Consider the following 22,315-nt stretch of genomic DNA (forward strand, 5'->3'; position numbering starts at 1 on the left):
CACCACACCCACCACACCCACCACACCCACCACACCCACCACACCCACCGTGTCGCCCACGGCCATCAAGACACTGCGCTTCAACTGGGCCGACGGGCCGGGTGAAACCGAATACCGCTTGCTGGAGAATCCCGACGGTACATCGGGCTACATCCAGGTGGCTGCGCTGCCGGCCGACACAACGCAACACGACCTTGAGGTCTTCCTGCCCGAGCGCCTCAATGCCAGCTACATCCTGCAAGCCTGCAACTCCGCGGGCTGCGCAGATTCAGCGGCTGTGCACGTGGCGGGACAGGTGGCACCGGCAATCGGGTACGTGAAGGCTTCCAACACCGATCAAGGCGACCGCTTCGGCACGAGCTTGGCACTCTCGGCCGACGGCCAGACCCTGGCCATCGGCGCCCCAAGCGAGCGCAGCGCCAGCACCAACCCGCTCGACAACAACGGCTCGGACAACGGTGCCGTCTACCTCTTTACACGCAGCGGCGACGCATGGCAGCAGCGGGCCTATATCAAGGCTTCCAACACCGATCAAGGCGACCGCTTCGGCACCAGCCTGGCTCTCTCGGCCGACGGCCAGACCCTGGCCATCGGCGCCGACAGTGAGGACAGCGCCAGCACCAACCCGCTCGACAACAGCGGCTGGGACAACGGTGCCGTCTACGTCTTCACGCACAGCGGCGACGCATGGCAGCAGCAGGCCTACCTCAAGGCTTCCAACACCGATCAAAGCGACCGCTTCGGCACCAGCCTGGCCCTCTCGGCCGACGGCCAGACCTTGGCCATTGGCGCCCCCAGGGAGCGCAGCACCAGCACCAACCCGCTCGACGACAGCGGCTGGGACAACGGAGCCGTCTACCTCTTCACGCGCAGTGGCGACGCATGGCAGCAGCAGGCCTACCTGAAGGCATCCGTTCCCGATCAAAACGACCGCTTCGGCGCCAGCCTGGCCCTCTCGGCCGACGGCCAGACCCTGGCCATCGGCGCCGATGGTGATGACGGCGCCAGCACCGATCCGCTCGACGACAGCGGCTCGGGCAACGGTGCCGTCTACGTCTTCACGCGCAGCGGCGTGGCATGGCAGCAGCAAGCCTACCTCAAGGCATCCGTTACCGATCAACACGACCGCTTCGGCACCAGCCTGACCCTCTCGGCCGACGGCCAGACCCTGGCCATCGGCGCCGATGGCGAGAACAGCGCCAACACCGATCCGCTCGACAACCGCGGCTCCGATAACGGTGCCGTCTACATCTTCACGCGCAGCGGCGAAGCCTGGCAGCAGCGGGCCTACCTCAAGGCATCCGTTACCGATCAACACGACCGCTTCGGCACCAGCCTGGCCCTCTCGGCCGACGGCCAGACCCTGGCCATCGGCGCCGATGGCGAGAACAGCGCCAGCACCGACCCGCTCGACAACAGCGGCCCGGAAAGCGGCGCAGTCTATGTCTTCACGCGCAGCGGCGAAGCCTGGCAGCAGCAGGCCTACCTCAAGGCATCCGTTATCGATCAAAACGACCGCTTCGGCATCAGCCTGGCCCTCTCGGCCGACGGCCAGACCCTGGCCATCGGCGCCGACCAGGAATCCAGCGCTGCCACCGGAATCGGCGGAAATCCAAGCGACAACAGCAAATCAGCAAGCGGCGCGGTGTACCTGTTCTGAGCGCAGCGCCCGCGCCACACAGAGCACCGACTTGGGGCCTCAGTAGGTCTCGAGGTGCAGCCGCCCCTCACGCTGCAGCGTGCTGCCCACCGATTCCCAACCCAGTCCCGCGCCCGTGGCGATGTCGCGCAGCGCCAGCACCACGCCCTCTTCCATGCTCTTCAGGCCGCAGACGTAGAAGTGTGCGTTCGGGTCCTTGAGCAGCACGGCCAAATCGGCGGCCCGCTCGCGCATGGCGTCCTGCACGTACTTCTTCGGTTGACCGGGCTTGCGGCTGAAGGCGAAGTTGGTGTCGATGAAGTCCTTGGGCAGGCTTGGCAGCGGGCCAAAGTACGGCAGCTCCTGCTGCGTGCGCGCGCCGAAGAACAGCAAGCGCGCCATCGGCCCCTGCACGGGCTCGCCCCGCATCACGACATCGACCTCGATCACGGGCCGTTGCCGGGCGGGCCCGGAGGGCAATGGGCGTCTTGCATACGGGCGACTTGCATACGGCACGACGACTCTACGTCATCCGCCGACATACCCCCAGGGAGATATCCCGGCGCGTGTCAGGGGTTGGCATACCGGCGGCGAAAGCTCTCGCTTCTTTGATGTGAGCAGAACTACTGCCTAGGTCGTATGGATGGCGGGTGGTGGTCGGATATCCAATCGCGGCCATCCTCAATCGCCGCCCGCCACCCGTGACATCCGCCTTCACCCACACCATCCGCTTGTTCCTGCTCCTGGCCGCCAGCGCCCTCGCCGCCTGTGGAGGAGGCTCCGCAGCCGCCCCCACGAACACCAGCGTGCACGTGCCCGCCACCACCACCTCTGGCGCCCCGCCGGCCTTCACCCTCACGCCCACCGCCATCAGGTCGTTCCGCTTCTCGTGGGACGACACCCCCGACGAGACCGGCTACCGCCTGCTCGAAGACCCCGATGGCGCATCGGGCTACTCGCCGATCGCCGAGCTGCCGGCCAACAGCACGCTGCACGACCACGAGGTCTTCCTGCCAGAGCGGGTGAACGCGCGCTACCGGCTGCAGGTCTGCAAGCACCAGGACTGTGTCGACGCAGCGGAGTTGGGCGCGAGCGGCAACCTGGCTTCGGCCGTCGGCTACCTCAAGGCGTCCGACCCGGCCGACCAAGACCTCTTCGGCAGCGCCCTGGCGCTGTCCGCAAACGGCCACTACCTGGCCATCGGCGCCCCCGGGGCCGGCGCCAGCAACAGCACAAGTGGCGCGGTGTACGTGTTCGTGCGCGATGGCACCACGTGGCGACAGCAGGCCTTGCTGGAGGCCAGCGCGGCCCATCAGGGCGACCAGTTCGGCGCCAGCGTGGCACTGTCGAGCGAGGGCGACACCCTGGCCGTCGGGGCTCCACAGGAAAGCAGCGTCCTGCCCGTCAGCGGTGCCGCCTTCGTCTTCACCCGCTCGGGCGGCAGTTGGGGGCCGCCGGTCCGGGTGGTGCCCCTGAATACGGGCATGGGGGATCGCTTCGGCGGCCGGGTCGCGCTGTCGGCCGACGGCAACACCCTGGGCACCGAACTCGTGCGCGTGAGCCGCGAGGGCCTGGACCTGGCCAGCGCCTTCGCCTTCGCGCGCGAGCAAGGCGGCACCGCGCTGCGTGCACTCAGTTACCGCGAGCGCGCCGGCCTGCTCACCGCCATCGGCCAGGTGCTGCAGGCCAAGCGCGACGACTACTACGCCATCGCCACCGCCAACTCGGGCACCGTCACGCGCGACTCGGCCGTGGACATCGACGGCGGCATCTTCACCATCGGCCAGTACGCCAAATGGGGCGAGAAACTCGGCGACGCGCGCGCCCTGCTCGACGGCGAGCGCATCCGCCTGGGCAAGGACCCGGCCTTCCAGAGCCAGCACATCCTCACGCCCACGCGCGGCCTGGCGCTGTTCATCAACGCCTTCAACTTCCCGAGCTGGGGCCTGTGGGAGAAGGCCGCGCCCGCGCTGCTGTCGGGCGTGCCCGTGGTGGTGAAGCCCGGCACGCCCACCGCCTGGCTCACCCAGCGCATGGTGCAGGACGTGGTGGAAGCCGGCGTGCTGCCGGCCGGCGCGCTGTCGGTCATCTGCGGCTCCTCCGCCGGCCTGCTGGACGCGCTGCAGCCCTTCGACGTGCTGTCCCTCACCGGCTCGGCCGGCACGGCGGCGCAGATCCGCGGGCACAAGGCCATCGCCGAGCGCTCGGTGCGCTGCAACATCGAGGCGGACAGCCTCAACAGCGCCCTGCTCGACCCGAACGCCACCGCCGACAGCGAAGCGTTCACGCTCTTCGTGAGCGAGGTGGTGCGCGAGATGACCGTCAAGAGCGGACAGAAGTGCACCGCCATCCGCCGCGCCTTCGTGCCGCGCGCGCTGTACGACGCCGCCGCGCAGGCCATTGGCGCGAAGTTGTCGAAGGTGAGCGTGGGCAACCCGCGCAACGAGGCCGTGCGCATGGGCGCGCTGGTGAGCCGCGCGCAGTTCGACGGCGTGCGCGAAGGCCTGGCGCAACTGCTGGCCGAAGCCCAGCCGCTGTACGACGGCCGCAACCAGGCGCTGGTGGACGCCGACCCCGCCGTGGCCGCCTGCGCCATGCCCGTGCTGCTGGGCACCAGCGACCCGGTGGGCGCGCGCGTGCTGCACGACGTGGAGGTCTTCGGCCCCGTGTCCACGCTCATGCCCTACGACAACGAGGCCCAGGCCTTCGAACTCATCCGCCGCGGCCAGGGCTCGCTCGTGGCCTCGGTCTACAGCGCCGACCCGGCCTTCACCGCGCGCGCCGCGCTGGAGTTGGCCGACAGCCACGGCCGCGTGCACGCCATCTCGCCCGACGTGGCCAGCCTGCACACCGGGCACGGCAACGTGATGCCGCAGTCCCTGCACGGCGGCCCCGGCCGCGCGGGTGGCGGCGAAGAGCTGGGCGGCCTGCGGGCGCTGGGCTTCTACCACCGCCGCAGCGCGGTTCAGGCGAGCACGGCCGCTCTGGATGCCTTGGCCGCAAGCACCACCCCGCTGACGTATTGATTGCACGATCCCGAGGAGACAAGCCATGAGCACAGACACCGTGGCCGCGCCACCGGCGCGCTTCAACTTCGCCCGCCACCTGCTCTCGGCCAACGCCGCCCGCGCGGCCAAGACCGCGCTCATCGACGACCGGGGAACGCTCAGCTACGGCCAACTCGACGAGGCCGTGCGCCGCTGTGCGGGCGCGCTGCAGGCCCTGGGCCTGCGCCGCGAAGAGCGTGTGCTGCTGCTCGCGCACGACAGCAGCGACTGGGTGGTGGCCTTCCTGGGCGCGCTGTACGCAGGCGTGGTGCCCGTGGCCGTGAACACCCTGCTGCCGGCCAAGGACATCGCCTACATGCTGGGCGACAGCCGCGCGCAGGCCGCCATCGTCTCGGGTGCGCTCGTGCCGGTGATCGAAGAGGCCTTGGCCCTGCGCACGCACGACGTCAAGCACCTGATCGTCTCGCGCGCCGACAAGCTGCCCGCCGGGGCCCACGACTTCGCCGACTTGCTGGCGCGCGCCCGCCCCGCCGACCCCTGCGACACGCACGCCGAGGAACCCGCCTTCTGGCTCTACTCCAGCGGCTCCACCGGCGCGCCCAAGGGCACGGTGCACACCCAGGGCAACCTGTACTGGACGGCCGAGCTCTACGGCAAGGGCGTGCTGAAGATGCGCGAGGACGACGTGGTCTTCTCCGCCGCCAAGCTCTTCTTCGCCTACGGCCTGGGCAATGCGCTGAGCTTTCCGCTGAGCGTGGGCGCCAGCGTGGTGCTGATGGCCGAGCGGCCCACGCCGCAAGCCTGCTTCAAGCGCATGACGGAACACAAACCCACGATCTTCTGCGGCGCGCCCACGGGCTATGGCGGCATGCTCGCCAGCCCCGATCTGCCCGCGAAGGGCGCGGTGGCGCTGCGCCTGTGCTCTTCGGCCGGCGAGGCGCTGCCGCAGGACATCGGCGAGCGCTGGACCCGCCACTTCGGCGTCGAGATCATTGACGGCATCGGCTCCACCGAGATGCTGCACATCTTCCTGTCCAACGTGCCCGGCGACGTGCACTACGGCAGCACCGGCCGCCCCGTACCGGGTTACGAGGTGGAGCTGCGCGGCGAGGACGGCCGCCCCGTGGCCGAGAACGCCGACGGCTCCTCCGACATCGGCGACCTGTACATCAAGGGCCCCAGCGCCGCCCTGATGTACTGGAACAACCGCACCAAGAGCCGCGACACCTTCCAGGGCAGCTGGACCAAGAGCGGCGACAAGTACCTGCGCAACGCCAACGGAACCTACACCTACGCCGGCCGCAACGACGACATGCTCAAGGTCAGCGGCATCTACGTGAGCCCCTTCGAGGTGGAGGCCACGCTGGTGCAGCACCCCGCCGTGCTGGAGGCTGCCGTCATCGGCAAGGAAGACAGCGACGGCCTGACCAAGACCAAGGCCTATGTGGTGCTCAAGCCCGGCCAGCAGGCCAGCGCAGCCGACCTGCAGGGCTTCGTGAAGGAGCGACTGGCGCCCTACAAGTACCCGCGCTTCATCGAGTTCCTGGACGAACTCCCCAAGACCGCCACCGGCAAGATCCAGCGCTTTCGCCTGCGGGAGCGGGAGAAGGCGGCGGGCTGAGCGCGATCCGCCGCCGGGCCGCCCCAAGGCGGATCAGCCCCCTCGGGGGGCAGCGACCCGCGCAGCGGCGGAGCGTGGGGGCCGCACGCTTCTAGCCGATCTCCAGTGCGGTCAGCGCGTACTGCCGCGCCAGATCCACGTGCGGCCGGGGCCCGCGGTACATGCGCGCCGTGGGAAAGCCCGGCACGAAGCCTTGCCGCTCGGCCAGCGCCAGCGCCTCGCGGTTGGGTTCGGGCACGTCCAGGTGCACGGTCTCTTGCGAGCCAACGCCCGCGCACAGGGCCTGCAGCAGGCCCTCGGCGATCGCCGGGGAATCGGCGCACAGCGGGCCGATCTTGTGGCCGTGCACGCAGGCGCGCCGCACGCCGTAGCCGCGCAGCTCGCCGTCCTGCAACCAACCCAGCGCCGTGCCCCGGCGCTGACGGATCCAGGTCTGCAGGAACGCCGGGCGCGGCTCGGGGTGAAAGAGGCGGTCGTAGGCGGCCAGGCTGTCGAACGGCATACCCGCCAGGCGCACGATGCGCGGGTGCGGCGGGCGCGGGCCCAGGCCGAGCCCGCTGTAGCGCCGGTTGCGCCAGGCCAGGTCGAAGCCGCTGCGCGCGTAGTTGTCCTGCTGCTCCGGCACCCCGTCCAGTCCCACCACGCAGCCCTTCAAGTGCTCCAGCGCCGCGTTCCACACCGCCAGCCCCAGGCCCTTGCCACGAAAGCTGGGCTCCACGATGTACAGGCCGATGAAGCCATAGCCCACGCCGTGGCGCAGGCCGCTGATGCAAGCCACGGGCTGCTCGCCGATCCAGGCCATGAAGTGGCCGCGCGGGTCGATCGCGTGGAACAGGTCGGTGTCGTGCAGGCCGGGGTTCCAGCCCTCGCGCGTGGCCCACTGCAGGGCCAGCGCCAGGTCGGTGCGCGACATGCGCTGCAGTCGGTGGGTGGGTGCTGCCTTCATCGTGGCCTCCTCTGGAAGCGCCGATGACACCGCAAGGCCGCGCCCGGGGCCATACCACCCAGGCGGTATTCGCCGCGCCCGTCCCACGACGGGCGCATCAGCGACGCGCTCAGGTGTCGCTGGAGATCTTGATGCTCGGAAACTTCGAGGAGAAGTCCTTGGCCTTGGATGCGATCTTGATCGCCACCTGCCGCGCGACCGACTTGTACAGCCCCGCGATCTCGCCCTCGGGGTCGGCCACCACGGTGGGCCGACCGCCGTCGGCCTGCACGCGGATGCTCATGTTCAGCGGCAGCGCGCCCAGGTAGTCCATGCCGTACTCGGCCGCCATGTTCTTGCCGCCGTCGGCACCGAAGATGTGCTCCACGTGGCCGCACTTCTCACACACGTGCACGGCCATGTTCTCCACGATGCCCAGAATGGGCACGCCCACCTTCTCGAACATCTTGATGCCCTTGCGCGCGTCGAGCAGGGCGATGTCCTGCGGCGTGGTGACGATGACGGCGCCCGTGATGGGCACCCGCTGCGAGAGGGTGAGCTGGATGTCGCCAGTGCCGGGCGGCATGTCGACGATCAGGTAATCGAGATCCTTCCAGTTGGTCTGGCGCAGCAGCTGTTCCAGCGCCTGCGTGGCCATGGGACCGCGCCAGATCATGGCCTCGTCGCGGTCGATGAGGAAACCGATGGAGATGACCTGCACGCCGTAGTTTTCCAGCGGCTCCATCGTGGTGCCGTCGATGCTCTCGGGCCGGCCCTCGATGCCCAGCATCATGGGCTGGCTGGGGCCGTAGATGTCCGCGTCGAGCACGCCAACCGAGGCGCCCTCGGCCGCCAGGGCCAGCGCCAGGTTCACGGCCGTGGTGCTTTTGCCCACGCCGCCCTTGCCCGAGGCCACGGCGATGATGTTCTTGACGTTGGGCATGAGCTGCACACCGCGCTGCACCGCGTGCGCGATGACCTTGGTCTGCAGGTTGACCGACACGTTCTCCACGCCCGGCACCGTCTTGGCCGCCGCGATCAGCGCCTTGCGCAGCGCGGGCATCTGGCTCTTGGCCGGGTAGCCGAGTTCGACTTCGAAAGACACGTCGCCCTCATTCACCTGCAGGCCCTTGAGCGCCTTGGTGGTGACGAAATCGCGCCCGGTGTTCGGGTCTTGCACGGCTTGCAGCGCCTGCATCAGGGCCTGTTGGTCGACGGGCATGGGGGGATGGCTCCAGGGGTGTGGGGATGGCCGCCACACCGCGGGGGACTGCGGGGGCGGGCGCTCTGCGGCGGCGGAAGTCTACCGCCGCGGGGCCGCCACCGCCATGCAAGGGGCTCAGCCGCCCTTGCCCGCGCTGCGGGCATATTGCCCGAAGCGCTCGCGCCAGGCATCGCTGTCGGGCGGCAGCGCAGGCCATTGTTCGCGCAAGCGGTCCACCAGAGCAGCACGTATCTGGTCGCCGCTGTCGACCCTGACAAAAGCGGTGTCCGCGAACGACTGGACCCAAACCCTGATGTCCTTGGGCAGTGACGAGAGCCAGTTCTCGTCCTTCTCCAACACCCGGTGCCACCCAATGGCCAGGTCCCGCAGCGCATCGGCGTCCAGGAACTGTCCCGTTCCCCCGCCTGTACCCGTCCGGCGGGCGGACAGTTCGACGGCCGCCACCATGGCGGTCGCCATGGGTCCTGGCCCGATGGCATGCTCATCCCGCATGGCGTCGGCGAACGCCGGGTTGAGAGAAGGGGCCGTTGCCTTCATGAACCGATAGCCGTCGCACCAGGCCAGCATCAGACGGCACCGCAGCGCGCCCAGCCGTTCATCCGTCGGCTCGCCAGACGGAAGGGGCGATATCGGCATCCAGTGAAGAAGGGCCTGCGCTTTTTGCAGGTGGAACAGGTGCATGGTGTGCACTTGCCCGCCAATCACTTCTTGCTGCAGGTACCAGGCGCTGAATGCCACGGGACAGTTCAACCCGTTCACCACAGCGTGTTCCCACAGGGGCTTGAAAAGCAGTTCCCCAGGACGCCATCGAGCACCGTCGAATGCGGGCAGCAGGCCCACAGTCGAAATCACCTCCGCGTCGAGCGTGAACCCACCGCCCTGGGCGCGACGCTCGGCCATGAGCCCGCCCAGGTACAGCGCGGCCTGCCAGGCAAGGGACCATTTCACCTTCAGAGAAGACAGGGACTTCATCACGTGTGGGTCTTGCGACAGGATGTCGCATAGCCTCAACAGGCGATCGATCCCTGAGGTGTCCGGGCGCCCCGGATGCCCTGGCTGGGGGAGTGGGCACAACAGCACCGGCAGCAGATCGATGCGAGGTCCCATTGCGGTGAGCACCCTGTTCACCACTTGGGCATTGCAGTCGGGCGACAGGATCAGGCGCGCCAGGGCGGCTTGCAGCAGGCTGGCCTCGGGCGCTTGAATCAGTTGATCCGCGGAAGTTTTTGTGTAGGGAAGCCCGGGACCGCTGGGGTGGCCGAGCACTTTGACCATCCAATCGCCAACATCGGCGTTGAGATGCTCGCTGCCCAGCACCTGTGCCAGGGCTTCTTCCAGTGCCACCCGCTGCTGCTCCCCGCTTTGCTGCACGGCGTCCAGCCACTGCGCGAATGCCTCGCCGCCCAGGCGCTCCAGGATGACCCGCCTCTCATCATCCGGCAGTCGCTGGCTCAACCGGTAGAGGTCCTGCATCCACTCCCGCGTCTGCGCCAGGGTTCCGCACGCTGCGGACCACACCTTGAGAGCAGATTTCGCTGCCCATGCCTGCCCGGCGCATGCCTTGATGGCGTCCAGCGTCGCCTGGTCGCAATCCTTCAGGGGCAGGGCCTCGTTGGCCAGCCACTGCTCCAGCATCGGCAGCAGCGGGCGCTTGTCGGCATTCGAACAGGACTTCAACACCTCGATGGCTTGCTCCGCGACCCAACGCTGGCGCATTTGGAGCCCGTTGTCGCCTGCGATCGCCGTCCAGCGGTGATGGCTCCACTGCCATCCGTTAGCCCCCATCTGCTCGGTCAGCGTCCGCTCCACCAGGTCAAGGTACTCGTTCGCGGCGCCTTCATGTCCGAGCTGCACCAGGTCCGACACGTCGGATGCGGCGAGGAACACATCCTCGATCAAGGGTGGCAGTTTCCGCAACTGGGCTTCGAGGAACTCGTGTTCGTCGCGATCACCGGTTCCGGTCAACAGGGCATTCAGCCCCTGGCGAAGGTACTCGTTCAGTCGGCACGCCAGGTGACGCTCCATCGGGGTGTCGCGCTTGTGCAATTGCCGGCACAGGTGGCCAAGGCCTTGCACGTAGTTGCGGCGCTCGGCGGCGGATTCGGCGTTGATGGCCTGCTCCACCGCCGCCTGCAGCAGCATGTCACAGACGTCCGGCACCGCCGACACGCTCCTCAGGTCCCGGCTCGTCAGCGGCCCGATCCACGACCGCTCGTTCAAGGCGGCCACTCGCATGTCCTGTTCCGGCGTCAAGGGGTTGTCCACCTCCAGGCCTTCTTTCGATGCCACTTTCTCGCCCGCCCACAGTTTCAGCGCCTGCGTCACGATGCCGCGCGTCAGCAGAACCCATGGGCGATCCTCCTTCCATTGCTCGCACTCTTTCATCGCCGCCTCGCAGGCCAGCAGGCCGGCATCAACGCTGCTCTTGAACGCGGCAGTGATTTCATCCCGCAGGCGGGCGGCGGGCGTCGAAAGATCCAGCGCAACGGCTTTCAGGCCCAGCCAGTGCGGAGGCACCATGTTGTCCAGTCTTTTCCGCTCTTCCGGCGAACAGCCGTCATACGCTCGCCAGAAGCGGTTCGCCTGACCGGCCTTGGCATTGGCCCACGATTTCTGGCAGGTGCGCAAGCGCATCAGCGTCTCATCCAACTTCTGCGCGTCCTTCGCCGAGAATCCGGCGACACCACCAAGACACCCCGCGACGGCTTGCTCCAACAGCGCGCGAACCTCGGGCACTTCAATGCTCGCCAGTTGATTGAAGCAACTGGCGGCCGGCTCCGAGGACGCCATCAACGCCTGGAACACGTAGGCCCGGGCCAGCGGCGAGCACATCAGCAGCAGATCGCAGGCCTTCACGTACTGATTCGCACCCAACAGAGTCCCGATCGCCTGGGAAAACCCGTTGGATAGATTCCAGCTGGCCATCTGTGGCTGCGCCGTGGAGATGGCGTCTGCGGTGACCTTCAGCATGGGCGGCGGATCGGTATCGTCCTGACGACGCTGCTGTTCGGCCACTGTCTCCTCAAGGGCCAACCTGACCATGAACCACGTCTCCTCATCGATATCGCCCTTGGCCAGTTCAAGAGACGGTTTGCCACCTACCGGTGCCGCTGGCACACGCGTGGCATCCGGAAACTTCAAGATCAGTCGCGCACGCTCCTTTGGAGGCAGGTGGGTCAGGAGCCGGGAGACCAACGCAAAGTGCCGGGCATCGGCGGCCTTCGTCGCCGTGCCGTAGAGCAGATCAATGAACAACTTCCTGGCGACAAAATCGTCGTTCGCCGCCATCGCGCCCAGGCAATCGGGCGACAAATCCGTCAGCAAGGCGAAGAGGGTGGTGTCGGTGCACATCGCCAGGAGTCTGCGAGCGGCATCGGCTTCGCCGTGCAGCACGAGCGTCTCGATCATCGTCTGCCAGTCCAGCAGATCCGGCTGCTGCAGGTCCATGAAATGCGCCGCCTTGATGGACGTGCCCGTCGCCATGAGTGGGACCGTGTTGCGGTCGGTGATCGGCTTGAGCAGGGCCCCCAACCGGTCCCAGTTGCCGGGCTTGAGGTGCGTGGCGCGCAGGGAAGCCGGCCCGGACGCCACCGCCTGGTGCGGCCTTTGAATGAGGCCTCGTGTGGGTTTGTGCGATTTCCGGGGGGACTTCAGAGGCTTCGGTGCCCAATTGATCTCGACCGGCACCACGTTTCCCGTGGGGACATTCGATCGGTTCGGGCGAACTGGTGGAATCGCTGAAGAGGTTTCCACCGGCTTCTTTTTTTTGGTACTGGTTTTGAACATGGAAATGACGTAGTCGAGAGAAAAGAATTCCGTGAACCCGGAGAACCAACGAGAGGGGCACCGCGCGCCCCGGCATCACGCCGGCAACAGGTGTCCTGCGCTCAGCAGCCTGGTGAAGTGGGCGGCGTCCTGCGCCAGCGGAGGCGCTTCGTCTTGCAAGCGGTCCCGCCAGACCTCGAACTGCTGTTCGAACCGCTCCAGGCACCGGGCCCAGTCGTCGGGTTGGCGCGGTCCATCGGCCATCAACAAGGACAAGGTCACGGCGCCGCTCAAGCGCTCCACGGCGACAGACCACTCGACGGCTCCGCTCCACCAACGCACCACCACATCGCGTTCCAGTTGGTCGAACGGGTCGCGCACAAAGTCGGACCTTTCGGCCAGGCTGTCCTCACGCAAGTCCTGCAACCAATCCGCGGACGCATGGCCGGGGCAGGCGAACAGGCGCAGGCGCCCATCGGCCATGTGGCTGGCGCCCATCCATACGTCGTCACGCGTGTGGAAGACGAGGCTGTCGTGATCGCCGCTCTGCGCGAGGGCGAGACCCAGCGAGGCGAGGTACTGGTCGAGGTGATGGTGAAGTTCGCGCATGAGGGGCCTCCAGGGAGCCAGGCAAGGGACCGCCTCAGTGCCCCGGCCACACGACGCGGTTCCCGCCCCTCATAAAATGGGCGGTTTCGTCGTGGACACCGCCATGCCCCGTCAGCTTTTCGTCACCACCGCCCTCCCCTACGCCAACGGCCACTTCCACATCGGCCACATCATGGAATACATCCAGGCCGACATCTGGGTGCGATTTCAGCGCATGCAGGGACACGCGGTGCACTTCGTCTGCGCCGACGACGCGCACGGGGCGCCGATCATGATCGCGGCCGACAAGGCGGGCAAAACGCCGCAGCAGTTCGTGGCCGACATCGCCGCCGGCCGCAAGCCCTACCTCGACGGCTTTCACATCGCCTTCGACAACTGGCACAGCACCGACGCGCCCGAGAACCACGAGCTCGCGCAGGCCATCTACAAAGACCTCAAGGCCGCTGGCCTGATCGAGACGCGCACCATCGAGCAGTTCTTCGACCCCGAGAAGAACATGTTCCTGCCCGACCGCTTCATCAAGGGCGAGTGCCCCAACTGCCACGCCAAGGACCAGTACGGCGACAACTGCGAGGTCTGCGGCAAGGTCTACAGCCCCACGGACCTGATCAACCCCTACTCGGCGCTGTCGGGCGCCAAGCCGCTGCTCAAGAACTCCGAGCACTTCTTCTTCAAGCTGTCCGACCCGCGCTGTCTGGACTTCCTCAAGCAATGGACGAACAGCGGCGCCGTGCAGCCCGAGGTGCTGAACAAGATCAGCGAGTGGATCGCGCCCGACGACAAGGGCCAGACCAAGCTGGGCGACTGGGACATCTCGCGCGACGCGCCGTACTTCGGCATCGAAATCCCCGACGCGCCGGGCAAGTACTTCTATGTGTGGCTGGACGCGCCCGTGGGCTACCTCGCCTCGCTCAAGAACTGGCTGGGCAAGCAAGGCATCGACTTCGACGCCTTCATGGCCGCCCCGTCCACCGAGCAGTACCACTTCATCGGCAAGGACATCATCACCTTCCACACGCTGTTCTGGCCAGCGATGCTGCACTTCAGCGGCCGCAAGACGCCCAACGCGGTGTTCGTGCACGGCTTCCTCACCGTGAACAACGGCGAGAAGATGAGCAAAAGCCGCGGCACCGGCCTGGACCCGCTGAAGTACCTGAGCCTGGGCATGAACCCCGAGTGGCTGCGCTACTACCTCGCGGCCAAGCTCACGGCGCGCAACGAGGACGTGGACTTCAACCAGGACGACTTCCAGTTGCGCGTCAACAGCGACCTGATCGGCAAGTTCATCAACATCGCCAGCCGCGCGGCCGGCTTCATCGCCAAGCGCTTCGAGGGCAAACTCGGCACGGCCTCGGCCGATGGCGAGGCGCTGCTGCAGGCGCTGCAGGCCAAGGCACCGGCCATCGCCACGCTGTTCGACACGCGCGAGTACGGCAAGGCGCTGCGCGAGGTAATGGCCCTGGCCGACCAGGTGAACGCCTACGTGGACCAGAACAAGCCCTGGGAACTGGCCAAACAGGAAGGCCAGGACGCGCGCCTGCACGACGTGTGCAGCACCTGCATCGAGGCCTTCCGCCTGCTCGCGCTCTACCTCAAGCCCGTACTGCCCGCGCTGGCCGCGCGGGTCGAAGGCTTCCTGCAGGTGTCGCCGATGCAGTGGGCCGACGCCGGCCGCCTGCTCGGCGCGGGCCACGGCATCCAGCCCTACCAGCACCTGATGCAGCGGGTGGACCCGAAGCAGCTGGACGCGCTGTTCGAGTTGCCGCCCGCGCCGGTGGAAGCCGCACCCTTGCCGGGCGGTGAGGCCCTGGCCGACACCATCACCATCGACGACTTCGCGAAGATCGACCTGCGCATCGCGAAGATCGTGGACTGCGAGCGCGTGGAGGGCTCGACCAAGCTGCTGCGCCTCACGCTCGACGTGGGCGAGGGCAAAACCCGCAATGTCTTCAGCGGCATCGCCAGCGCCTACCAGCCCGAGCAGTTGAAGGGCAAGCTCACCGTGTTGGTGGCCAACCTGGCGCCGCGCAAGATGAAGTTCGGCGTGAGCGAGGGCATGGTGCTGGCGGCGAGCCACGCCGACGAGAAGGCGCAACCCGGCATCTTCGTGCTGGAGCCGTCGCCCGGCGCGCAGCCGGGCATGAGAGTTCGCTGAACCGGCTCAGTTCTTCCGCAGGTCCGGGTCGGGCATCGTCCCGGACTTGATCACCCGCAGGTCCTTGTCGAAGGCCACGCTGAAGATCATCGGCTCGGTCTGGCCCTTGGCCTGGAAACGCCAGTCCTGGTGCGTCTCGCCGTTGAGCGCAAAGGTCTGCACCTTGCGCGGCTTGCCCAGCAGGCGGCGCACCTGCTCCAGCGGCATGCCTGGCTGCACCTTGGCAAAGTTCTCTTCGGTGAGCACCTGCGACACCTTCACCAGCACGCCATCGGCACCGATGGTGATCATGTAGTTCACCACGCCCTCGGGCTGGCGGTTGTACTCGTAGATCTGGGCGCCCTCGTCGCCGTCCCACACGGCCTCGGGCTGGCCGAACTTCTCACGCACGTCGGCCTCGGTGGACACGCCGGGCTCCAGCTCGGCGATATTCTGCAGGTCGCAGGCGCCCACGAAGCCCACGGCGGCCAGCACGCCGGTGATGAGGCGGCCCAGGCGCCACCAGGCGCTGCGGGTGTTCGGTCGGGTCATACGGGTCTCCAGAATGGACTGGCAGTGTAGGTCGAGGCCCCGGGGACCGCGTAGCGATCGGTAACCGCCAGGCTTTCGGCCTCGCCTCGCCGCGCGCCAGGTCAGCCCGGTCGGTAAAATCGCCGGTTTCCCCGATCCGGACACCTCCTCCACCATGTCCTTCTTCCGCCGCCCCGACTACCAATCCGACACCACCGAGTTCATCGAGCAGCTCAAGGCCGCCAAGCCCGGCCTGGAGGCGGAGCAGCGCAAAGGCCGCAACCTGCTCTGGGACAAGACCATCGACCGCGAGTTCGCGGCCGAGGCCCGACAGGCCCGCGTGCCGCAGAAGCCCTACGTCTACCAGACGAATTCCGATTTCCAGTGAGCCCGCGGGCATGACCGAGCCGACGCCGTCCCTCGACGAGGCCCCGCAAGGCCTTGACGAGGTGCTGCCCACGGTCATCGACAACGTGGCGCTGGCGCGGCTCTATGGCGAGCCGCTGTTCAAGCTGCCGCAGGACCTGTACATCCCGCCCGACGCGCTGCGCGTCTTCCTCGAGGCCTTCGAGGGCCCGCTGGACCTGCTGCTCTACCTCATCCGCAAGCAGAACTTCAACATCCTCGACATCCCCATGGCGGCGGTGACGCGCCAGTACCTGACCTACGTCGAGGAGATCCGCGCCACCAACCTCGAGCTCGCCGCCGAATACCTGCTGATGGCCGCGATGCTGATCGAGATCAAGTCGCGCATGCTGCTGCCGCCCAAGAAGACGGCCGAGGGCGAGGAAGCCGAGGACCCGCGCGCCGAACTCGTGCGCCGCCTGCTCGAGTACGAGCAGATGAAGCTGGCCGCGCAGCGCCTGTCCGAGGTGCCCCAGTACGGCCGCGACTTCCTGCGGGCGCAGATCTATGTGGAGCAGGCACTGCAGCCGCGTTTTCCCGACGTGGAGATGCTCGACCTGCAAAGCGCCTGGCGCGACATCCTCAAGCGCGCCAAGCTGGTGCAGCACCACAAGATCAGCCGCGAGGAGCTCTCCGTGCGCGAGCACATGAGCATCGTGCTGCGCCACCTGCAGGGCCGACAGTTCGTCGAGTTCGGCGATCTTTTCGACACCTCCCGGGGCGTGCCGGTGGTGGTCGTCACCTTCATCGCCATGCTCGAGCTCGCCAAGGAAACCCTGATCGAGCTCACCCAGGCCGAGGCCTTCGCACCGATCTACGTGCGGCTCGCCTACACCCCAGCAACATGAGCCCCCACGCTCCGCCGCTGCGCGGGTCGCTGCCCCCCGAGGGGGCTGAGCCGCCTTGGGGCGGCCCGGCGGCGGCTCGTACTCCGTCCTCCAACAGAACATGAACCAACACTTTGACGTCCTGGTCATTGGCAGTGGCTTGGCAGGGCTGTCGACCGCCCTGCACCTGAGCGCCACGCACCGCGTGGCCGTCATCACCAAGCGCGCGCTGCTCGACGGTTCCAGCAACTGGGCGCAGGGCGGCATCGCGGCCGTGCTGGCCGAGGGCGACAGCTACGCCTCCCACGTGGAAGACACCCTGGTGGCCGGCGCCGGCCTGAGCGATCGCGAGGCCACCGAGTTCACGGTGGAGAACGCGCCCGCCGCCATCGCCTGGCTGCGTGAGCTGGGCGTGCCCTTCTCCACCGCCGATGGTGAGCTGCACCTCACCCGCGAAGGCGGCCACAGCCACCGGCGCATCGTGCACGCGGCCGACGCCACCGGTGCCGCCGTGCAGGCCACGCTGGTCGAGCGCGTGAAGGCCACGCCCAACATCCAGGTGTTCGAACACCACATGCTGGTGGACCTGATCACCGAGCGCCACTTGAGCGGCCAGGGGGGCGAACGCCGCTGCTTCGGCGCCTACGTGCTCGATACCGTGCGCGACGAAGTGGTCACCTTCTCGGCCCGCCACACCGTGCTTGCCACCGGCGGCGCGGGCAAGGTGTACCTGTACACCACCAACCCCGACACGGCCACGGGCGACGGCATCGCCGCCGCCTGGCGCGCGGGCTGCCAGGTGGCGAACATGGAGTTCATCCAGTTCCACCCCACCTGCCTGTACCACCCGCACGCCAAGAGCTTCCTCATCACCGAGGCCGTGCGCGGCGAAGGCGGCATCCTCAAGCTGCCGCCACACCTGGGTGAGCTGGGCGGCCACCGCTTCATGCCCGACCACGACCCGCGCGCCGAACTGGCGCCGCGCGACGTGGTGGCGCGCGCCATCGACTTCGAGATGAAGAAGCATGGCCTGGACTGCGTGCACCTGGACATCTCGCACCAGAGCCCCGAGTTCCTGCGCGAGCACTTCCCCAACATCCTGGCGCGCTGCGCCGAACTGGGCATCGACATCACGAAGGAGCCCATCCCCGTGGTGCCGGCCGCGCACTACACCTGCGGCGGCGTGGTCACCGACCTCGAAGGCCACACCGAGATCGCCGGCCTGTACGCGGTGGGCGAGACCACCTGCACGGGCCTGCACGGCGCCAACCGGCTGGCCAGCAATTCGCTGGTGGAGTGCATGGTGTTCGCGCAGGCGGCGGCCGGCGCCATCCGCGCGCACCAGGCGGGCGAGCCACCCGCGCTGCCGCTGTGGGACGACAGCCGCGTGACCGACGCTGACGAGATGGTCGTCATCTCACACAACTGGGACGAGCTGCGCCGCTTCATGTGGGACTACGTGGGCATCGTGCGCACCGACAAGCGCCTGGAGCGCGCGGCGCACCGCATCACCCTGCTGCAGCGCGAGATCCACGAGTTCTACGCACGCTTCCACGTTACGCGCGACCTGCTGGAGCTGCGCAACCTGGTGCAGGTGGCCGACCTGATCGTGATGTCGGCCATGCTGCGCCGCGAAAGCCGCGGCCTGCATTTCAGCCGGGACTACCCTGAGATGCTGCCGGAAGCGAAGCCCACGATTCTGGTGCCCCCGCCCCGGTAACGTGTTCTCCGCGTGAGCGGCGCAGGGGGGCGTCCCGTCTACGCTGCACCGATGTCAGGCACCAGCGCGCCTGCGTCCTGACCGGCCTTGTGCGCGGCCGTGAAGGCCAGCATGCGGTCGATGGGCTGGCGCGCGCGCGGGATCAGCGCCGGGTCCACGTGGATCTGGTTGAGGCCCTTCTCCAGCACCTGCGCCACGCCCGCCAGGCCGTTCATGGCCATCCAGGGGCAGTGCGCGCAGCTCTTGCAGGTGGCGCTGTTGCCGGCCGTGGGCGCCTCGACGAACACCTTGCCGGGGTTCTGCTGGCGCAGCATGTGCATCATGCCCTTGTCGGTGGCGACGATGAACTCGGTCGCGTCGAACTCCTTGGCGGCCTTCAGGATGGCCGAGGTGGAGCCCACCGCGTCGGCCAGCGCCACCACGTCGGCCGGGCTCTCCGGGTGCACCAGCACCTTGGCCTTGGGGTGTTCCTTCTTCAGCGCTTCCAGCTCGAAGGCCTTGAACTCGTCGTGCACGATGCACGAACCGTTCCACATCAGCATGTCGGCACCGGTCTCGCGCTGGATGTAGCCGCCCAGATGCTTGTCGGGCGCCCACAGGATCTTGTGGCCCTTGTCCTTGAGCGCGCGCACGATGTCGAGCGCGCAGCTGCTGGTGACCAACCAGTCGGAGCGCGCTTTCACGGCCGCGCTGGTGTTGGCGTAGACCACCACGGTGCGGTCGGGATGGGCGTCGCAGAAGGCGCTGAACTCGTCGATGGGGCAGCCCAGGTCGAGGGAGCAGTTGGCGTCCAGGTCGGGCATGAGCACGGTTTTCTCCGGGCTCAGGATCTTCGCCGTCTCGCCCATGAAGCGCACACCCGAGACCACCAGCGTGGTCGCCGGGTGGTCGCGCCCGAAGCGCGCCATCTCCAGCGAATCGCTCACGATGCCGCCGGTCTCGATGGCCAGGTCCTGCAGGTCGGGGTGCACGTAGTAGTGCGAGACCATGACCGCGTTGCGCTCCTTCAGCAGCGCCTTGATGCGCTCCTTCAGTTCGGCGCGCTGCTTCGGCCCGGGCTCCACCGGCACGCGCGCCCAGGCGTGCTGCGTGGGGCAGGCGGGTTGTTCGTATTCGACGTCGATGATGTCTGCGGCATTGCTCATGGCTTCACCTCACAGCGCCTCGAAGCGCATGGAGTAATCGATGGCCTTCACGTCCTTCGTCAGGGCCCCGATGGAGATGCGGTCGACGCCGGTTTCTGCAAGCGCCCGCACGGTGGACAGATTCACGCCGCCCGAGATCTCGAGGATGGCGCGGCCGGCGTTGCGTCGCACGGCTTCGCGCAGCGTGGTCAGGTCCATGTTGTCCAGCAGCACCATGGTGGCGCCGTGGCTCAATGCTTCATCGAGCTGCTCCAGCGTCTCCACCTCGATCTCGACGAAGCGCGCGGCCGGCGCGGTGTCGCGCACGCGCTGCAGCACCTGGGCCACGCCGCCCGCGGCGGCGATGTGGTTCTCCTTGATCAGCACCGCGTCGAACAGGCCGATGCGGTGGTTCACGCCGCCACCGACGGTGACGGCGTATTTCTGTGCCAGGCGCAGGCCCGGCAGTGTCTTGCGCGTGTCCACAATGGCCGCGCGCGTACCGGCCACGGCGGCCACGTAGGTCGCCGTCTGCGTGGCCACGGCCGAGAGCAGTTGCAGGAAGTTCAGCGCCGTGCGCTCGGCCGTCAGCAGCGGCTGCGCGCGACCTTCGATGGTGAGCACGGTCTGGTCAGGCTCGCAACGCGCGCCTTCGGCCACGTGCCACGTGATCACCGCCTGCGGGTCAAGCGCGCGCACGGCGGCTTCCACCCAGGGCGCGCCGCAGAGCACGGCACTTTCACGTGCGAGCACGCGGGCACGGGCCGGGCGCTGCGCGTCGACCAGCGCGGCGGTGAGATCGCCCGTGGCCACGTCTTCGGCCAGGGCGCGCGCGACGTCCTGCGCGGCCAGCGCGGCGATGTCGGCGGAGGTGTATTCGCTGAGGTGTTTCATCGTGGGGAAAGGGTCGTCTGCCCGGAGCGCATCCGCATGGTGCAATGCACTATAGTCCCCCGCATTCTCGTTCACCGCCCGGCCCGCGCCGGACCACGACATGAGCAACCCCACCCCCGCCACACCTTACGGCACGCTGCCGGCGGCCTCTCCCCTGCCCGCCCGCAAACCCGTGAGCCTGCCCCGCCTGAATGAGCTGCGCGAGCGCGGCGAAAAGATCACCATGCTGACCGCCTACGACGCCACCTTCGCGGCGGTGGCGGACGCGGCCGGCGTCGAATGCATTCTGGTCGGTGACTCGCTCGGCATGGTCTGCCAAGGCCTGGCCAGTACCGCGGGCGTCACGCTCGAAACCATGGCCTACCACGTCGAGAGCGTGGCGCGCGGCCTGCGCCGCGTGCAGGGCACGGCCTGGCTGCTGGGCGATCTGCCTTTCGGCGCGTACCACGAGTCGAAGGAGCAGGCCATGCGCAGCGCCGCGCAACTGGTGCACGCGGGCGCGCACATGATCAAGCTCGAAGGCGGCGGCTGGACGGCCGACACCGTGCGCTTCCTCGTCGAGCGCGGCATTCCGGTGTGCGCGCACCTGGGCCTTACGCCACAGACGGTGCACGCGCTCGGCGGCTACCGTGTGCAGGGCCGCGACGACCAGGCCGCGCTCACGCTCAAGCGCCACGCCCTCGAACTGCAGGACGCCGGCGCCACCATGCTGGTGCTGGAGATGGTGCCCGCCGCGCTGGCCACCGAGATCACGCAGCAACTGCCGCGCTGCCACACCATCGGCATCGGCGCGGGCAAGGGCACCGCCGGCCAGGTGCTGGTGATGCACGACATGCTGGGCGTGAACCTGGGCAAGAACCCGAAGTTCGTGCGCAACTTCATGGATGGCGCGGGCTCGGTGCGCGACGCCATGGCGAACTATGTGCGCGCCGTGAAGGACGGCGCTTTCCCCGAGGACGCGGTCCACGCCTGGTGAACCCGCGCCCGCCCGGCTTCTTTCGATCGTTTTCATGAAACTCGTTCACACCATCGCCGACCTGCGCGACGCGCTGCGTCCTCACGACTCCCCCGCCCTGGTCGCCACCATGGGCAACCTGCACGCCGGCCACCTGGCGCTGGTCAAGACCGCCAAGCCCCTGGGCGACGTCACCGTCGCGAGCATCTTCGTCAACCGCCTGCAGTTCGCGCCACACGAAGACTTTGACACCTACCCGCGCACGCTGGAGGCCGACTGCGAGAAGCTGCAGGCCGCGGGCTGCGACGTGGTGTTCGCCCCCAGCGAGCGCGAGATGTACCCCGAGCCACAGGGCTTCAAGGTGCACCCGCCCGCCGAGCTCGCCGACATCCTCGAAGGCCACTTCCGCCCCGGCTTCTTCACCGGCGTGTGCACGGTGGTGATGAAGCTCTTCCAGTGCGTGTTCAGCGAAGCCAAGGGCCGCCGCACCGCGATGTTCGGGCTCAAGGACTACCAGCAGCAACTGATCATGCGGCGCATGGTGAAGCAGTTCGCCCTGCCGATCGACATCGTGGGCGCCCCGACAGAACGCGCGGCCGATGGCCTGGCACTGAGCTCGCGCAACATGTACCTGAGCGAGGCCGAGCGCGCCGAGGCCGTGCAGCTCTCGCTGGCGCTGCGCGGCCTGGCGCGCGACGCGCTGGCCGCGGCCGACGGCCTGGAGCGCCAGTTGCCCGGCCTGGAACAGCGCGCGATGCAAGCCCTGGCCGCGCGCGGCTGGCAGCCCGACTACCTGAGCGTTCGCCGCCGCGAGGACCTGCAGCCGCCGAAGCCGGGCGATGCGCTGGTGGTTCTGGGGGCGGCGCGGCTGGGCAAGACGCGCCTGATCGACAACCTGGAGGTCTGAGCCCGACGCCCAGACGCCGAGGCGCT

General features: G+C 68.1%; 16 protein-coding genes and 1 pseudogene. 9 read left to right on the forward strand and 8 right to left on the reverse strand.

Features of this window, described 5'->3' with window-relative positions; all coding sequences use genetic code 11:
- The coding region (locus tag BN948_RS21775; protein WP_081922018.1) for a WD40 repeat domain-containing protein at nt 1-1,660 on the forward strand (1,660 nt) is incomplete at its 5' end.
- Nucleotides 1,661-1,699: 39 nt separating this feature from the next.
- On the opposite strand, the pseudogene BN948_RS21780 reads toward BN948_RS21775, so the two are convergent.
- Nucleotides 1,700-2,032: pseudogene (locus tag BN948_RS21780) on the reverse strand (ferredoxin reductase domain-containing protein); the annotation flags it as partial.
- Nucleotides 2,033-2,340: 308 nt separating this feature from the next.
- Here BN948_RS21780 and BN948_RS26330 point away from each other — a divergent pair.
- Both BN948_RS26330 and BN948_RS21790 read left to right on the forward strand, forming a co-directional pair.
- Entirely contained in the window at nt 2,341-4,665 is a 2,325-nt protein-coding gene (locus tag BN948_RS26330; protein WP_138819826.1) for a 3,4-dehydroadipyl-CoA semialdehyde dehydrogenase, read from the forward strand.
- A gap of 25 nt (nt 4,666-4,690) precedes the next feature.
- Nucleotides 4,691-6,268, forward strand: a complete 1,578-nt coding sequence (locus BN948_RS21790; RefSeq protein WP_009519628.1) for a benzoate-CoA ligase family protein — start codon at nt 4,691-4,693, stop codon at nt 6,266-6,268.
- A gap of 91 nt (nt 6,269-6,359) precedes the next feature.
- Here the strand turns inward: BN948_RS21790 and BN948_RS21795 are convergent, their stop codons facing one another.
- The 4 genes from BN948_RS21795 to BN948_RS21810 all read right to left on the reverse strand — a co-directional run bounded on the left by BN948_RS21795 (nt 6,360) and on the right by BN948_RS21810 (nt 12,792).
- Complete coding sequence (locus BN948_RS21795; RefSeq protein WP_009520623.1) at nt 6,360-7,214, reverse strand: GNAT family N-acetyltransferase; 855 nt, start codon at nt 7,212-7,214, stop codon at nt 6,360-6,362.
- 109 nt (nt 7,215-7,323) lie between these two features.
- A complete protein-coding gene (gene apbC / locus BN948_RS21800; RefSeq protein ID WP_009520622.1) occupies nt 7,324-8,415 on the reverse strand; it encodes an iron-sulfur cluster carrier protein ApbC in 1,092 nt (363 codons plus the stop codon).
- A 117-nt stretch (nt 8,416-8,532) separates the two neighbouring features.
- Entirely contained in the window at nt 8,533-12,204 is a 3,672-nt protein-coding gene (locus BN948_RS21805) for a hypothetical protein (RefSeq protein ID WP_138819828.1), read from the reverse strand.
- Nucleotides 12,205-12,279: 75 nt separating this feature from the next.
- On the reverse strand, nt 12,280-12,792 hold the full coding sequence (locus BN948_RS21810; protein WP_009520620.1) for a hypothetical protein: 513 nt from the start codon (nt 12,790-12,792) through the stop codon (nt 12,280-12,282).
- Between the two features lie 103 nt (nt 12,793-12,895).
- Here BN948_RS21810 and metG point away from each other — a divergent pair, with 103 nt between their 5' ends.
- Nucleotides 12,896-14,947, forward strand: coding sequence for a methionine--tRNA ligase (gene metG / locus BN948_RS21815; protein WP_035623824.1), 2,052 nt, complete (start codon nt 12,896-12,898; stop codon nt 14,945-14,947).
- A 6-nt stretch (nt 14,948-14,953) separates the two neighbouring features.
- On the opposite strand, the gene bamE is transcribed toward metG, so the two are convergent.
- Nucleotides 14,954-15,478, reverse strand: a complete 525-nt coding sequence (gene bamE, locus BN948_RS21820; protein WP_009520618.1) for an outer membrane protein assembly factor BamE domain-containing protein — start codon at nt 15,476-15,478, stop codon at nt 14,954-14,956.
- Nucleotides 15,479-15,632: 154 nt separating this feature from the next.
- On the opposite strand from bamE, the gene BN948_RS21825 reads away from it, so the two are divergent.
- The 3 genes from BN948_RS21825 to nadB all read left to right on the forward strand — a co-directional run bounded on the left by BN948_RS21825 (nt 15,633) and on the right by nadB (nt 18,409).
- Entirely contained in the window at nt 15,633-15,845 is a 213-nt protein-coding gene (locus BN948_RS21825; RefSeq protein ID WP_009520617.1) for a DUF3460 family protein, read from the forward strand.
- A gap of 10 nt (nt 15,846-15,855) precedes the next feature.
- Nucleotides 15,856-16,710, forward strand: a complete 855-nt coding sequence (locus tag BN948_RS21830) for a segregation and condensation protein A (RefSeq protein ID WP_009520616.1) — start codon at nt 15,856-15,858, stop codon at nt 16,708-16,710.
- Between the two features lie 100 nt (nt 16,711-16,810).
- A complete protein-coding gene (gene nadB, locus BN948_RS21835; RefSeq protein ID WP_035623830.1) occupies nt 16,811-18,409 on the forward strand; it encodes an L-aspartate oxidase in 1,599 nt (532 codons plus the stop codon).
- 38 nt (nt 18,410-18,447) lie between these two features.
- On the opposite strand, the gene nadA is transcribed toward nadB, so the two are convergent.
- Both nadA and nadC read right to left on the reverse strand, forming a co-directional pair.
- Complete coding sequence (gene nadA / locus BN948_RS21840) at nt 18,448-19,554, reverse strand: quinolinate synthase NadA (protein ID WP_009520614.1); 1,107 nt, start codon at nt 19,552-19,554, stop codon at nt 18,448-18,450.
- A gap of 9 nt (nt 19,555-19,563) precedes the next feature.
- Entirely contained in the window at nt 19,564-20,427 is an 864-nt protein-coding gene (gene nadC, locus BN948_RS21845) for a carboxylating nicotinate-nucleotide diphosphorylase (protein WP_009520613.1), read from the reverse strand.
- Nucleotides 20,428-20,527: 100 nt separating this feature from the next.
- Here nadC and panB point away from each other — a divergent pair, with 100 nt between their 5' ends.
- Together panB and panC are read left to right on the forward strand one after the other, a co-directional pair.
- A complete protein-coding gene (panB, locus tag BN948_RS21850) occupies nt 20,528-21,403 on the forward strand; it encodes a 3-methyl-2-oxobutanoate hydroxymethyltransferase (RefSeq protein WP_009520612.1) in 876 nt (291 codons plus the stop codon).
- A gap of 34 nt (nt 21,404-21,437) precedes the next feature.
- The gene (gene panC / locus BN948_RS21855; protein WP_009520611.1) at nt 21,438-22,289 is read left to right on the forward strand and encodes a pantoate--beta-alanine ligase; all 852 of its coding nucleotides are present in this window, start codon (nt 21,438-21,440) and stop codon (nt 22,287-22,289) included.
- The last annotated feature ends 26 nt before the right edge of the window (nt 22,290-22,315 follow it).

Origin of the sequence: Hydrogenophaga intermedia, assembly GCF_000723405.1 — a bacterium.
GTDB lineage: Bacteria > Pseudomonadota > Gammaproteobacteria > Burkholderiales > Burkholderiaceae_C > Hydrogenophaga > Hydrogenophaga intermedia.